Annotated in this window: 13 protein-coding genes; 9 read left to right on the forward strand and 4 right to left on the reverse strand. The window is 64.6% G+C overall.

Annotation, left to right across the window (positions count from 1 at the left end; translation table 11 throughout):
* Positions 1 to 95: 95 nt before the first annotated feature.
* The 3 genes from GGD67_RS08510 to GGD67_RS08520 all read right to left on the reverse strand — a co-directional run bounded on the left by GGD67_RS08510 (position 96) and on the right by GGD67_RS08520 (position 2,983).
* Positions 96 to 842: a hypothetical protein gene (locus tag GGD67_RS08510; protein WP_179732251.1), complete on the reverse strand. Its 747-nt coding sequence runs from the start codon at positions 840 to 842 to the stop codon at positions 96 to 98.
* A gap of 2 nt (positions 843 to 844) precedes the next feature.
* On the reverse strand, positions 845 to 1,636 hold the full coding sequence (locus GGD67_RS08515; protein ID WP_179732132.1) for an enoyl-CoA hydratase: 792 nt from the start codon (positions 1,634 to 1,636) through the stop codon (positions 845 to 847).
* A gap of 138 nt (positions 1,637 to 1,774) precedes the next feature.
* A complete protein-coding gene (locus GGD67_RS08520) occupies positions 1,775 to 2,983 on the reverse strand; it encodes an ABC transporter substrate-binding protein (RefSeq protein WP_018316471.1) in 1,209 nt (402 codons plus the stop codon).
* 300 nt (positions 2,984 to 3,283) lie between these two features.
* Between GGD67_RS08520 and GGD67_RS08525 the strand changes: the two genes are divergently transcribed.
* Both GGD67_RS08525 and GGD67_RS08530 read left to right on the forward strand, forming a co-directional pair.
* Positions 3,284 to 4,144, forward strand: coding sequence for a thermonuclease family protein (locus GGD67_RS08525; protein ID WP_409411117.1), 861 nt, complete (start codon positions 3,284 to 3,286; stop codon positions 4,142 to 4,144).
* A 131-nt stretch (positions 4,145 to 4,275) separates the two neighbouring features.
* Entirely contained in the window at positions 4,276 to 5,667 is a 1,392-nt protein-coding gene (locus GGD67_RS08530; protein ID WP_244550774.1) for a M48 family metalloprotease, read from the forward strand.
* A 136-nt stretch (positions 5,668 to 5,803) separates the two neighbouring features.
* Here the strand turns inward: GGD67_RS08530 and GGD67_RS08535 are convergent, their stop codons facing one another.
* A complete protein-coding gene (locus GGD67_RS08535) occupies positions 5,804 to 7,132 on the reverse strand; it encodes an MFS transporter (protein ID WP_179732136.1) in 1,329 nt (442 codons plus the stop codon).
* A gap of 180 nt (positions 7,133 to 7,312) precedes the next feature.
* On the opposite strand from GGD67_RS08535, the gene cyoA reads away from it, so the two are divergent.
* Genes cyoA through GGD67_RS08570 form a run of 7 tightly spaced genes read left to right on the forward strand, consistent with a single transcriptional unit; the run spans position 7,313 to position 14,236 of the window.
* Positions 7,313 to 8,473, forward strand: a complete 1,161-nt coding sequence (cyoA, locus tag GGD67_RS08540) for a ubiquinol oxidase subunit II (protein ID WP_179732138.1) — start codon at positions 7,313 to 7,315, stop codon at positions 8,471 to 8,473.
* A 12-nt stretch (positions 8,474 to 8,485) separates the two neighbouring features.
* Positions 8,486 to 10,483: a cytochrome o ubiquinol oxidase subunit I gene (cyoB, locus tag GGD67_RS08545; protein ID WP_179732140.1), complete on the forward strand. Its 1,998-nt coding sequence runs from the start codon at positions 8,486 to 8,488 to the stop codon at positions 10,481 to 10,483.
* Positions 10,484 to 11,113: a cytochrome o ubiquinol oxidase subunit III gene (gene cyoC, locus GGD67_RS08550; RefSeq protein ID WP_018316478.1), complete on the forward strand. Its 630-nt coding sequence runs from the start codon at positions 10,484 to 10,486 to the stop codon at positions 11,111 to 11,113. It begins immediately after the preceding gene.
* Positions 11,110 to 11,490: a cytochrome o ubiquinol oxidase subunit IV gene (gene cyoD / locus GGD67_RS08555; protein ID WP_179732142.1), complete on the forward strand. Its 381-nt coding sequence runs from the start codon at positions 11,110 to 11,112 to the stop codon at positions 11,488 to 11,490. Before cyoC ends, cyoD begins: the two co-directional genes overlap by 4 nt.
* Positions 11,487 to 12,338: an SURF1 family protein gene (locus GGD67_RS08560; protein ID WP_179732144.1), complete on the forward strand. Its 852-nt coding sequence runs from the start codon at positions 11,487 to 11,489 to the stop codon at positions 12,336 to 12,338. The genes cyoD and GGD67_RS08560 overlap by 4 nt, the downstream gene beginning before the upstream one ends.
* Positions 12,310 to 13,713, forward strand: coding sequence for an ATP-binding protein (locus GGD67_RS08565; protein ID WP_179732146.1), 1,404 nt, complete (start codon positions 12,310 to 12,312; stop codon positions 13,711 to 13,713). Before GGD67_RS08560 ends, GGD67_RS08565 begins: the two co-directional genes overlap by 29 nt.
* Positions 13,703 to 14,236 (forward strand): response regulator transcription factor, encoded by a 534-nt coding sequence (locus tag GGD67_RS08570; RefSeq protein WP_018316482.1) that lies wholly within the window; start codon positions 13,703 to 13,705, stop codon positions 14,234 to 14,236. Before GGD67_RS08565 ends, GGD67_RS08570 begins: the two co-directional genes overlap by 11 nt.
* Positions 14,237 to 14,496: the final 260 nt, after the last annotated feature.

Below are 14,496 nucleotides of genomic sequence, written 5' to 3' on the forward strand. Positions count from 1 at the left end.
AGGCCTCGAAGGATGAACGGCCCCACCGTGGCCGTCGCCCTTCGAGGCTCGCCGAAGAGGCGAGCACCTCAGGGTGACGGATAACGGTCGAGGGATCAACTGATGCGGAACGTCACCCCGCCCAGCAAGAACTCATTGTCCGCCACCGCAAGCCCCCTCGCCTTCGCGGCATGCAGCACGCTCGCCCGATCCGCCACCCGAAACTCCAGCGCGCTCATGATCTCGCTGGCGCCTTTCACGAAGCGAAAGGTCGCGTTGGGGAGCGTCAACTCGGCACCTTCAGCCGCAACGCCGATGATCTTCCCCCAATGCTCCGCCAGCCCCTTCGGATCCGGGCTCTGCATCTCCACGCCGGTCAGCACCTGCGTCACGTCCTTGCGGATGAATTTCTGCCAGTCCGGTCCGGCCGGCGGATATGGCCCCAAAACATCATCGCTGCCTTCGGTGTGATTGAACTCGATGAAGGCAGCACGGCAGTCGCGGGGATGGAGCTGGACGCCATGATAGGGCGCGTGGTCGATCACGTTGGCGGTGCGCACGCCAAGCGCATTGGCGTTGCGACCGCGCTCGTCGGGATCATTGCAGCAGAAGATCGCCATATAGCCGCCGCGGCCGCCGGTCTTCTCGATGAAGCGGCCGGCCGTGGTACCGCCCTTGAAGGGTGCCACCACCTCCAACATGATCGTGTCGACCGGAAGCAGCGCATTCTCCAGGCCGTATTTTGCGACATTGCCGTCGCGGTAGCACACGGCGAGGCCCATGATCTCCGCGATGTCGGAGATCACGGGCGCGAGCTGCGGCGCGACCAGGCAGATCTGCCGCAACCGCATATAGGGCGCCATGGTCATGCGCCCCTGAAGGTCGGCTTGCGCTTCTCGACGAAGGCCTTTGCGGCCTCCTTGTGATCCTCGGTGTCGCCGCAGCGGGTGTGATGGATCGCCTCGCCGTCGAAGCAGTCCTCCAGCGGCAGATGCTCGGCATTGTTGATGTTGCGCTTGATGAAGCCGAGCGCGATCGACGGCCCTTGCGCCAGCGACAGCGCGACCTCGTGCGCGGCGGCATCGATCTCGGCGTCGGGCACGACCTTGGTCACCATGCCGATTGCATGCGCTTCCTTGGCCGTGAGCACCGGCGACATCAGATAGAGCTCGCGCGCCCGCGCGCTGCCGAGCAGCTGGGTGAGAAAATAGGTGCCGCCGTAATCGCCGGAGAAGCCGACCTTGGCGAAGGCTGTCGTGATCTTGCAGGATTCCGAGGCGATGCGCAGGTCGCAGGACAGCGCCATCGACAGGCCCGCGCCGGCCGCGGCGCCGTCGAGCTGCGCCACCACGGGCTTCGGCATCTGGTGCAGGATGCGCGAGACCTCCATGCCGCGGCGCAGATTCGCAAGCTTCTGCTCGAACGGCAGCGGCGCGCGGCCAGCCGCCATCGACTTGACGTCGCCGCCGACGCAGAACGAGCCGCCGGCCCCCTTGAACAGCACCGCGCGCACCTCGGGATCATCAGCCGCACGGCGTGCCGCTTCGACCAGCCCGGCCACCATCTCAGGGTTGAGCGCGTTCTTCCGCTCCGGACGGTTCATGGTGATGGTGAGCAGCCCGCCTTCGAGCTTTTGCAGGACCATGTCGTTGCTCATAGGGCGTCTCCCTTGTTGTTTTGCTCCGTCGTTCCGGGGGCGCGCGAAGCGCGAACCCGGAATCCATTTGTCGACAATCACTGCGGCCCGATGGATCCCGGGTTCGCGGTTACGCGCGCCCCGGGATGACGCTTCGCGTCACTTCTTCACCAGCGGGCAGCGTGACTGCTCCAGCGACTGGAACGCTTCGCTGCCGGGCACGGTGGCGAGCAGCTTGTAGTCGTCCCAGCGGCCCTTCGACTCCGACGGCTTCTTCACCTCGAACAGGTACATGTCGTGGATCATGCGGCCGTCCTCGCGGATCTTGCCACCCTTGGCGAAGAAGTCGTTGATCGGCGTCTCCTTCATCACCTTCATGACAGTCGCTGCATCGGTCGTGCCGGCCGCCTTCACTGCCTTCAGGTAGTGCGTGACGGAGGAGTAGACGCCGGCCTGCGCCGAGGTCGGCGGCCGCTTCACGCGCTCCTGAAAGCGCTTCGAGAAGGCGCGCGTCTCGTCGTTCATGTCCCAATAGAAGGCTTCCGCCAACAGCAACCCCTGCGCGGTCTCCAGGCCGATCGAGTCGATATCGGTGACGAAGACGAGCAGCGGCGAGACTTTCTGACCGCCCTTCATGATCCCGAACTCCGCCGCCTGCTTGATGGCGTTGACGGTGTCGCCGCCGGCGTTCGCAAGCCCGATCACCTTGGCTTTCGAAGCCTGCGCCTGAAGCAGGAACGACGAGAAATCCGACGTGTTGAGCGGATGGCGCACGCTGCCGAGCACCTTGCCGCCGGTCTTGGTGACGACGGCACTGGTGTCCTTCTCCAGATCCTGGCCGAAGGCGTAATCGGCGGTGAGGAAGTACCAGCTGTCGAGGCCGGACTTCACGGCCGCAAGGCCGGTCACGTTGGCCTGGCCGTAGGTGTCGAACACGTAGTGGATGGTATAGGGACCGCAGGCCTCGTTGGTGAGACGGATTGAACCCGGACCGTTGAAGATGATGATCTTGTTGCGCGCTTTCGCGATCTCGCCTGCCGCAAGCGCGGTGGCGGAGGCCGCGACGTCGTAGATCATCTCGACGCCCTGGTTGTCGAGCATGTCGCGGGCGATGTTGGCGGAGAGATCGGCCTTGTTTTGATGGTCGGCCGCCAGCACCTGGATCTTGCGCCCCAGCACCTCGCCGCCGAAATCCTCCACCGCCATCTTGGCCGCGGTCTCGCTGCCGGGTCCGGTGATGTCGGCATAGAGGCTCGACATGTCGAGGATGCCGCCGATCTTGAGAGGTGGCTTGTCCTGGGCCTGCGCGGCGGCGCTCGCACTGAGGGCAAACGCGGCGGCAAAAATGCCCGACAAAATTGTCTTCATGGAAAACGATCTCCCTTATCGCGCCGTACTCTGATGGCGGCTTGGTTATTGCTCTTGGCGAAAGCTGTTGCCGCAATCATGCCGCATGCGCAAGAGCGCAGCAAGCGCGAGAGCGCCATGCGAGTCTTGCGGTGGCGGCATGTTTTCCGCAAAGCGGAATGGTGAGATGCGGAAACATGTTTCCACGTCATTGCGAGCGTGTGAGATGACATCAAAGCCCCGCACTCGCTGTCGTAGGGTGGGCAAAGGCGCGCTCTTCGCGCCGTGCCCACGGCCTGCGCGATCGGCAAAGACGTGGGCATGCTTCGCTTTGCCCACCCTACGAGAGTCCCTTCGTCATTGGCATCGTTTGAGTTAGGATCGACCCATAACGCAACCTCTCCGGGTCACGTGACGCGACTGTTTCACCTCATCGTCGCATTCCTTCTCCTCGCGAGTCGCACCGCGCTCGCGACGCCGTGCCGGTTCGAGTCGCGAGGCGAAGGCCGCGTCGCCGCGATCGTCGATGCGCGCAGCGTTCGTCTCGACGATGGCCGCGAGATCCGCCTCGCAGGCATCGAGACGACGGCGACGACGAAGCAGGCGCTGGCCTCGCTGCTCGCGAGCCGCGACGTGACACTCCGCGGCAACGACGACACGCCCGACCGCTATGGCCGCCAGGGCGCGCTGGTCTTTATCGGCGAGAGCGACACCTCCGTGCAGGCCATGCTGCTCGCCCAGGGCGACGCCCTGGTCTCGGCCGAAATCACGGACAAGGACTGCGCGGCGGCCCTGATGGCGTCGGAAGCAGCGGCACGGCGCCAAAAAAAGGGCAGTTGGGCTGACCCGTCGGCCATAAAAAACGCGGAAAGTCCGGACGATATTTTGGCGGGGATCGGGCGCTTTATGGTGGTCGAGGGCAAAGTTCTGTCGGTCCGGCAAGCTGGGGCAATGACCTACCTCAACTTCGGACGGAACTGGACACGTGGCTTTGCCGTGACTATTTCAAAGCGCACGCTACCGGCGTTCGAAAATGCCGGGATCACCCTTAAGTCATTGGAAAGTAAGCGTATTCGAGTCCGAGGCTGGGTCGAGGGAAGTACGGGGCCGCGCATCGATGTGCGTCTCTTGGGACAGGTTGAATTGCTGGGCGCAAACGAGCCTACTGGGGTAAGGCCTTAACGGCCGGGCACGGGTTAATCGAAGTGAATGGGGTGCTAGAACGGCACGGACTGGGCGATTGCCGCCGCCTGCGGGCGGCGCCGGCCGCGCTTTGCCTTGCGCTGGGCGGGCTTCTCGCCGGCTGCGGCGACATGGGCCGGTTCCAGGCTGCCGCGACCCCACCGACCGTTGCGATGCCCAAGCCGAAGCCGGCCGTCGCGCAGACCCCCGCCACCGAGAAGGAGCACGAGCGCATCCTGGCGAGCTACGGCGGCACCTATGACGATCCCAGGCTCGAATCGCTCGTCAGCAAGACCGTCGACCGGCTGGTCGCAGCGTCCGACCGTCCCGACCAGGGCTACAAGGTCACCATCCTCAATTCCGGCGCGGTGAACGCCTTCGCGCTGCCGAACGGCCAGCTCTATGTCACCCGCGGACTTCTCGCGCTCGCCAGCGACACCTCGGAATTGTCCTCCGTGCTCAGCCACGAGATGGCGCACGTGCTGTCCAAGCATGCCGCGATGCGCGAGGACCAGGCGCGCCAGGCCGCGATCGTCACCCGCGTCGTCACCGACATGAGCAACGACCCCGATCTCACCGCGCTCGCGCTGGCCAAGACCAAGCTCACCATGGCGAGCTTTTCGCGCAAGCAGGAGTTCGAGGCCGACGGCATCGGCGTCGGCATTTCCGCCAAGGCGCATTTCGATCCCTACGGTGCTGCGCGCTTCCTCTCCGCGATGGAGCGCAATGCCGAGCTGAAGGCCGGCAAGAGCTCGCTCGATCCGCGCGCGCAGGATTTCACCTCCTCGCATCCGGCGACCCCGGAGCGCGTGCAGAACGCGCAGACCATCGCGCGGCAATACACGGCGCCTGAAGGCGCCGAGCGCGACCGCGAGAGCTATCTCGCTGCGATCGACAACCTCGTCTACGGCGAAGACCCCAGCGAAGGTTTCGTCCGCGGCCGCCGCTTCCTGCATCCGAAGCTGGGCTTCACCTTCCAGGCGCCGGACAATTTCACGCTCGACAACACCGCGCAGGCGGTGATCGGCGTGCGCGAGGGCGGCGCACAGGCGATGCGTTTCGACGTGGTGCGCGTGCCGGCCGAGCAGTCGCTCGGCGACTACCTCAATTCCGGCTGGATGGAGGGCGTCGAGAAGGCGTCCACCGAGGACATCACCATCAACGGTTTCCCGGCTGCGTCGGCCACCGCCAAAGGCGACCAGTGGCAGTTCAAGGTCTACGCGCTTCGCTTCGGCAGCGACGTCTATCGCTTCATCTTCGCGGCACGGCAGAAGTCGACCGAGAGCGAACGCAATGCGCGCGAGACCGTCAATTCGTTCCGCCGCCTGACGCTCGACGAGATTCAGGCCGCGCGCCCGCTCCGTATCAAGGTCATCACCGTGCAGCCCGGCGACACCGTGGAATCGCTCTCCCACCGCATGGCCGGCGTCGACCATCCCGCCGAACGCTTCCGCGTGCTGAACGGCCTCGATCGCACCGCGCAGGTGAAGGTGCGTGATCGCGTGAAGATCGTGGCGGATTAGCGAAACGGGTGGTGCCGTAGGGTGGGCAAAGCGCAAGCGTGCCCACGCATCTTTGGCGATCGAGAGAGATGGTGGGCACGGCGCAAGGGCGCCTTTGCCCACCCTACCGCACCTGTGATGTGGCTACAGCTCGAGCTTAGCGCCCCGTATCCATATCGCCCTTCTCGCGCTGGCCGCTGAGCCAGAGCGCCAGCAGGGTCCAGAACGCGCCGGACAGCAGATACGCACCCGAGGCGATGACGCCGAGATTGGTCGCGAGCAGCAAGGCGACCAGCGGCGCGAAGCCGGCACCGAACAGCCAGGCCATGTCCGAGGTCAGCGCGGACGCCGTGTAGCGGTACGCCTGCTTGAAGTTCGAGGCGATCGCGCCCGAGGACTGGCCGAACGACAGGCCGAGCAGGATGAAGCCGATCACCATATAGATGGTCTCGCCGAACGCGCCGGCATCGAGCAACTGCGGGGCAAAGCCGCTATAGATCGCGATCGCGATCGCCGATCCCATCAGCAGCGACTTGCGGCCGACGCGGTCGGCGATGATGCCGGACATCACGATCGCGCCAACGCCGAACACGGCGGCGACGATCTCGATGATCAGGAAGCGTACCGGGCTTTCGCGGGTGAACAGGAACACCCAGGACAGCGGAAACACCGTGACCATGTGGAACAGCGCAAAGCTCGCCAGCGGCGCGAACGCTCCCAGCATGATGTTCTGGCCTTCGCTCGCGACGGTGTCGGAGATGCGCGCGGGCTGCAACTCGCGGGTCTCGAACAGCGAGGCATATTCCTCCGTCGTCACCATGCGCAGGCGCGCGAACAGCGCCACGACGTTGATGGCGAAGGCGACGAAGAACGGATAGCGCCAGCCCCAGTCGAAGAAATCGTCGGCCGAGAGATTGCCGGCGAAATAGGCGAACAGCGCGCTCGCCACGATCAGCCCGAGCGGAGCCCCGAGCTGCGGCACCATCGCGTACCAGCCGCGCTTGGAGGGCGGCGCGTTCAGCGCCAGCAGCGAGGCCATGCCGTCCCAGGCACCGCCCCAGGCCAGACCCTGCGCGATGCGCGCCAGCGCCAGCAGCCAGATCGCGGCAACGCCGATGTCGTGATAGCCGGGCAGGAACGCCAGCGCGACCGTGGCGGTGCCGAGCAGGAACAGCGCCGAGATCAGCTTGGCGGTCTTGCCGTAGGCACGGTCCACCGTCATGAAAATGACGGTGCCGATCGGCCGCGCCATGAAGGCCAGCGCGAAGATCATGAAGGAATAGAGCGTGCCGGTCAGCTCGCTCGCGAACGGGAACACCAGGCGCGGGAACACGATCACCGAGGCGATCGCGAAGACGAAGAAGTCGAAGAATTCCGAGGTGCGGCCGATGATGACGCCGATGGCGATCTCGCCGGGACTGGCCTGGTCGTGGCCGTGCTCGCCCGTGTGGAGGTCTGCCATTACGGGGGTCTGTGCCGTCGCCATTCGTGCGCCCTTAACGTCCTGAAAACCAAAGCCGACCGCCCGGCGGGCGCCGGGCAATCTTTCCCTCTCTGACCCAACATTCCGCACTGCAACATTGGACAAATTGTCCAATGTCCGGATTGTTGCGCCGCAGCTACCCGTTGGCCCCGCAAAAGAAACTCATTCTCAAAGGCTCGGCCCGTGTCTCGTCTCAAGATCCTGGCGCTACTACCTCTGGCTGCTGCGCTCAGCGGCTGCGACTACGTCGTGCTGGCGCCAGCCGGCGATATCGCTGCCCAGCAGCGCGACCTCGTCATCATCTCCACCGTCCTGATGCTCCTGATCGTCGTCCCCGTGATGGCGCTGACGGTGCTGTTCGCCTGGCGCTATCGCCAGTCCAACACGGCCGCTCGCTATGAGCCGGAATGGGACCACTCGACCAAGCTCGAGCTGGTGATCTGGTCGGCGCCGCTGCTGATCATCGTCTGCCTGGGCGCACTGACCTGGATGGGCACGCATCTGCTCGACCCCTATCGCACGCTCGGCCGCATCCATGCCGACCGCGCCGTGGACCAGTCCCGGGCCCCGCTCGAGGTCGACGTCGTCGCGCTCGACTGGAAGTGGCTCTTTATCTATCCGGATTACGGCATCGCCACCGTCAACGAGCTCGCAGCACCGGTCGACCGTCCGATCAACTTCCGCATCACCGCATCCTCGGTGATGAACTCGTTCTACATCCCCGCGCTTGCCGGCCAGATCTACGCGATGCCGGGCATGGAGACGAAGCTCCACGCGGTGGTGAACCACGCCGGCACCTACAAGGGCTTCTCGGCGAACTACAGCGGTGCCGGCTTCTCCGGCATGCACTTCAACTTTAGGGGACTCGACGACAAGGGCTTTGACGCCTGGATCGCCAGCGCCAAGTCCGCCGGCGGCTCGCTCGGCCGCGCCGAATATCTCCAGCTCGAAAAGCCCAGCCAGAACGAGCCGGTGCGCCGCTACGGCACGATCGACTCCGATCTCTACCGCCTGATCCTCAACATGTGCGTCGAGACCGGCAAGATGTGCCAGAGCGAAATGATGGCGATCGACGCCAAGGGCGGCAACGGTCATCAGGGCCTGAACAACACCCTGCCGCTCACTTACGACAAATACGCTCGCCGCGGCACCCCGCTCGGGCCGGAGCCGAGCTTCGTCGCCGGCACCTGCACGCCCGATGCGCCGCAGGGCAAGACCACGGCGTCGATCACGGCTCCCGTCGACACCGCGCCGCTGCTCGGCGCCGGCCTGAAGCGGCCGAGCTTCGCGCCGCTCAAGTCCTCGTCCTTCTTCCTCGGACTGCGTCCGAAGTCAGACTCCTAAAGAGATCCCCGCATGTCTCCTGATCTTCTCAAGCTCATCTTCGGCCGGCTCGGCTTCGAATCGCTGCCGCTGCACGAGCCGATCGTCGTCGGCACCTTCGCGGTGGTCGCGCTCGGCGGCGCCGCACTGCTCGGCGGCCTCACCTATTTCCGCCTCTGGGGTTATCTCTGGCGCGAATGGTTCACCACCGTGGACCACAAGCGCATCGGCATCATGTACATGATCCTCGGCATCGTGATGCTGCTGCGCGGCTTTGCCGATGCGCTGATGATGCGCGGCCAGCAGATGCTGGCCTTTGGCGGCTCCGAAGGCTATCTCAACGCCCATCACTACGACCAGGTCTTCACCGCCCACGGCGTGATCATGATCTTCTTCGTGGCGATGCCGCTCGTCACGGGCCTGATGAACTATGTCGTGCCGCTCCAGATCGGCGCGCGCGACGTGTCGTTCCCGTTCCTGAACAATTTCAGCTTCTGGATGACGGTCGGCGGCGCCGTGCTGGTGATGGCTTCGCTGTTCATCGGCGAATTCGCCCGCACCGGCTGGCTGGCTTATCCGCCGCTGTCGAACATCGGCTACAGTCCCGATGTCGGCGTCGACTATTACATCTGGGCGCTGCAGGTCGCCGGCGTCGGCACGACGTTGTCAGGCATCAACCTGATCTGCACCATCGTCAAGCTGCGTTGCCCCGGCATGACCATGATGAAGATGCCCGTCTTCACCTGGACCTCGCTCTGCACCAACGTCCTGATCGTCGCCTCCTTCCCCGTCCTGACCGTCGTGCTCGCGCTGCTCTCGCTCGACCGCTACGTCGGCACCAATTTCTTCACGAACGATTTCGGCGGCAGCCCGATGATGTACGTGAACCTGATCTGGATCTGGGGTCATCCCGAAGTCTACATCCTGGTTCTCCCGGCGTTCGGCATCTTCTCGGAGGTGACCTCGACGTTCTCCGGCAAGCGGCTGTTCGGCTACACCTCGATGGTCTACGCCACGGTCGTCATCACCATCCTGTCGTACCTGGTCTGGCTGCACCACTTCTTCACGATGGGCTCGGGCGCCAGCGTCAACTCGTTCTTCGGCATCACCACGATGATCATCTCGATCCCGACGGGCGCGAAGATGTTCAACTGGCTGTTCACGATGTATCGCGGCCGTATCCGCTACGAGCTGCCGATGATGTGGACGATCGCCTTCATGCTGACCTTCGTGATCGGCGGCATGACCGGCGTGCTGCTGGCGGTGCCGCCGGCCGACTTCGTGCTGCACAACAGCCTGTTCCTGATCGCGCACTTCCACAACGTGATCATCGGCGGCGTGGTGTTCGGCGCCTTCGCCGGCATCTCCTACTGGTTCCCGAAAGCATTCGGCTTCAAGCTCGATCCATTCTGGGGCAAGATGTCGTTCTGGTTCTGGGTCACCGGCTTCTACCTCGCCTTCATGCCGCTCTACGTGCTCGGCCTGATGGGCGTGACCCGCCGCCTGCGCGTGTTCGACGATCCGTCCTTGCAGATCTGGTTCGTGATCGCCGCGGTCGGGGCGTTCCTCGTCCTGCTCGGCATCCTCTCGATGCTGATGCAGTTCGCGGTCAGCTTCCTCAGGCGCGAGCAGCTCAAGGACGTCACCGGCGATCCCTGGGACGCGCGCACGCTGGAATGGGCGACCTCCTCGCCCCCGCCGGACTACAACTTCGCCTTCACCCCCGTCGTTCACGACAATGACGCGTGGTGGGACATGAAGAAGCGCGGCTACCAGCGTCCGCTCACCGGGTTCAGGCCGATCCACATGCCCAGCAGCACCGGCACCGGCATCATCCTCGCCGGCCTCGCCACCGCGATGGGATTCGGCCTGATCTGGTACATCTGGTGGCTCGCCGCCGTGAGCTTCGCCGCGCTGCTCGTCGTCGGCATCGGCCACACCTTCAACTATCACCGCGACTTCGACATTCCGGCTGAAGACGTCATCCGGACCGAGGACGCGCGCACCAAACTGCTCGCCGGAGCCAAGTAAATGACTGTCGCTGTCAATCCCGCCCAGACCGGCGAGCCGGTCTTCTATCTCGCCGACGAACACCCGCATCCGGAAGGCTGGAGCACCTCGCTCGGCTTCTGGATCTACCTGATGAGCGACTGTCTCATCTTCGCGATCCTGTTCGCCACCTTTGGCGTGCTCGGTGGCAACTACGCCGCAGGCCCCGCACCGAAGGACCTGTTCGACCTGAACCTGGTCGCGGTGAACACCTCGATGCTGCTGCTGTCGTCGATCACGTATGGCTTTGCCATGCTGACGATGCAGCAGAACAAGGTCGCACAGACGCAAATCTGGCTGGCGATCACCGGCCTGTTCGGTCTCGCCTTCATCGGCATCGAGCTCACCGAGTTCGCTCACATGATCCATGAAGGCGCCACGCCCCAGCGCAGCGCCTTCCTGTCGGCGTTCTTCACCCTGGTCGGCACCCACGGCCTGCACGTTTCCTGCGGCCTGATCTGGCTGGTGACGCTGATGGTGCAGGTCCAGAAGTTCGGCCTGATCGAAGCCAACCGCCGCCGCCTGATGTGCCTGTCGATGTTCTGGCATTTCCTCGACGTGGTCTGGATCGGCGTCTTCACCTTCGTCTATCTCCTGGGAGTTCTGCGATGAGCACCGATACCCACGCAGCCGGCGCGCACGACCATCACCACGCCGACGGCCACGCCCACGGCTCGTTCTCGACCTATATGCTCGGCTTCGTGCTCTCGGTCGTGCTCACCGCGATCCCGTTCTGGCTGGTGATGAGCGGCGTGCTGCCGAGCAAGCAGATCACCGCGCTCGTGATCATGGCCTTCGCGGTCGTGCAGATCGTCGTGCACATGATCTACTTCCTGCACATGAACACGACGTCCGAGAACGGCTGGAGCATGATGGCGCTGATCTTCACCATTGTGATGGTGGTGATCGCGCTGTCCGGTTCGCTGTGGGTGATGAGCCACCTCAACAGCAACATGATGCCGATCCACCAGATGAGCGGAATGAAGTGAGCGAAGTCAGGACCGTGACCAGCAAGACGAGCGGGGCGCGCAGCGAGGCTGTGCGGTCCCCGTCCCTGTGGCTCACGGTCCTCTCGCTGACGGCCTTTGTTGTTCTGATCGCACTCGGCATCTGGCAGATCGAGCGCCGCGCCTGGAAGCTGGCGCTGATCGACCGTGTCGAGCAGCGCGTCCATGCCCCGGCCCAGCCGATCCCCTCGCCCGATTCATGGCCTGCGGTTTCCAGGGCAAATGACGAATACAGGCATGTCAGCCTCACCGGCCGCTTCCTGCATGACCGCGAGACGCTGGTCCAGGCGGTCACCGAGGAAGGCCCGGGCTATTGGGTGCTGACACCGCTCCAGCGCAACGACGGCACACAGGTCCTGGTCAACCGCGGCTTCGTGCCGTCCGAGCGGCGCGACGCATCGACGCGCCGGGACGGCAATCCGGACGGCCAGGTGGAGATCACCGGCTTGCTCCGCATGACAGAGCCGAAAGGCGGATTTCTCCGGAACAACGTGCCCCAGCACAACCGCTGGTATTCGCGGGATGTCGCCGCGATTGCGACGGCCCGCGGTCTGTACGATGTCGCGCCGTTCTTCGTCGATGCCGATACCGGATCACAATCCGGCAGCGGTCCAATCGGCGGATTGACCGTGGTCAGCTTTCCCAATAACCACCTGATCTACGCGCTGACGTGGTTCGCCCTGGCTTTCATGCTGGCGGGTAAACTCTTCGTCACATTCGGCGGCGGGCTGTTCCGCCGCAAACGCTTCGTCCACGAAAAGGCAGGCGGCTCCGATGCCGTCGCCCGCAGGACGGGATCAGATGCTGGAACGATCGTCGAGCCGACCTGACGACGGGAAGACGCTTTCCCACACACTTGCGCATGGCGGGCTCGCCGTCACGCTGCAATCGCAGGCGGACGCGCGCAGCGAGCTGATCGGCACGAGTCCGACCGACGACGAGACCAACCGCAAGAACATGGCGCTGCTGATCCAGCTGCGCTGGACCGCGGTGGTCGGCCAGATCGTGACGATCGGCGGCGTGCATCTTGGGCTCGGCATTCCCCTGCCGCTGGAGCGGATGAGCGCGGTGATCGGCGCGCTGGTGCTGCTCAACGTCTCCAGCCTGGTCTGGGTGCGCCATCGCGCCGCGATCACCAACAACGAGCTGTTGGTCGCCTTGATGCTGGACGTCGCCGCGCTGACCGCGCAGCTCTACCTCTCTGGCGGCGCGACCAATCCCTTCACCTCGCTGTTCCTGCTCCAGGTGACGCTCGGCGCGGTGCTGCTCGATGCCCGCTCGACCTGGTCGCTGGTCGCGCTGACCTGCGCGAGTTTTGTCTGGCTGACGCTGGCATACCGCCCGCTGGACTTGCCGCCGAATCCGCTGAGCGAGACCTATACGCTCACGGTCGCCGGCATGCTGCTGGGCTTCGTTCTCAACGCCGTGCTGCTGGTCGTGTTCGTCACCCGCATCAACAGGAATTTGCGCGAGCGCGACGCGAATCTGGCCGCGCTGCGTCAGCATGCCGCCGAGCAGGATCACATCGTCCGCATGGGCCTGCTCGCCTCCGGCGCGGCCCATGAGCTCGGCACGCCGCTCGCCTCGCTCTCGGTGATCCTCAGCGATTGGCGCCGCATGCCGGATCTTGCCGCCGATCAGGAACTCGCCGAGGACCTCGCGGAGATGGAAACCTCGCTGCAGCGCTGCAAGTCGATCGTGACAGGCATCCTGGTCTCGGCCGGCGAAGCGCGCGGCGAAGGCTCATCGCCGACGACGGTGACGGCCTTCGTCACCGCCCTGGTCGACGAGTGGCGCGACGCGCGCTCGGCGCGGACGCTCTACTTCGTCAATACGTTCGGAGCGGACGTCGCCATCGTCTCCGACATCGCGCTGAAGCAGGTCATCTTCAACGTGCTCGACAACGCCTATGAAGTCTCGCGGGAATGGGTCGAGCTCGTCGCCGAGCGCGAGGGCGACAACCTCGTGCTGTCGATCAGCGATCGCGGCCCGGGCTTTGCCCCGGAGATGCTGGCGCAGCTCGGAAAACCCTATCACTCGAGCAAGGGCCGCGCCGGCGGCGGGCTCGGGCTGTTCCTGGTGGTGAACGTCGTGCGCAAGCTCGGAGGCACCGTGACCGCCGAGAACCACAGGAAGCGCGGCGCCACCGTCCGCCTCACGCTGCCGCTCGCAACGCTGGCGATCGGAGGGAATTTTGACGCCTGACCGTTCGCTCATCGTCGTCGAGGACGATGCCGGCTTTGCACGCACGCTGAAGCGCTCGTTCGAGCGCCGCGGCTATGATGTCGTGCTCGCCGCCTCGATCGAGGACGTGCGGAACGTGCTGGAGGAACGCTCTTTCGGCCACGCCGTCGTCGACCTCAAGCTCGGCGGCGCCTCCGGCCTTGCCTGCGTCGAGCTGCTGCACACGCACGACCCTGACATGCTGATCGTGGTGCTGACCGGCTTTGCCAGCATCTCGACCGCCGTGGAGGCGATCAAGCTGGGCGCCTGCCACTATCTCGCAAAGCCCTCGAACACCGACGACATCGAAGCCGCCTTCAACAAGGCCGAAGGCAACGCCGAGGTCGCGCTCGATGCACGGCCGACCTCGATCAAGACGCTGGAATGGGAGCGCATCCACCAGACCCTGATCGAGACGGATTTCAATATCTCGGAGGCGGCGCGAAGGCTCGGCATGCACCGGCGCACGCTGGCAAGGAAGCTCGAGAAGCGGCCGGTGAAGTAGGCCGCCACGCGTCGTTTGACGAAGACTCTCTCCTCTCGTGGTCCCGGCGAACGCCGAGACCCCTACCGCGGAATCTATCGTTGCGATCGGTAGGCGTACCGAACGACTAGTCTTCGTCAAACTTCTCCCTGGGGGTATGGGTCCCGGCGTTCGCCGGGACGACACCGAGTTTGTCGAGAGAGCTCTTGCACAAAGCTTCAGTCATCGTCTTGGAAAACATTCCCCAAACAAAAAGCCCGGCTGGACAGCCGGGCTTTTGA

The organism is Bradyrhizobium sp. IAR9 (assembly GCF_013408065.1).
Lineage (GTDB): Bacteria > Pseudomonadota > Alphaproteobacteria > Rhizobiales > Xanthobacteraceae > Bradyrhizobium.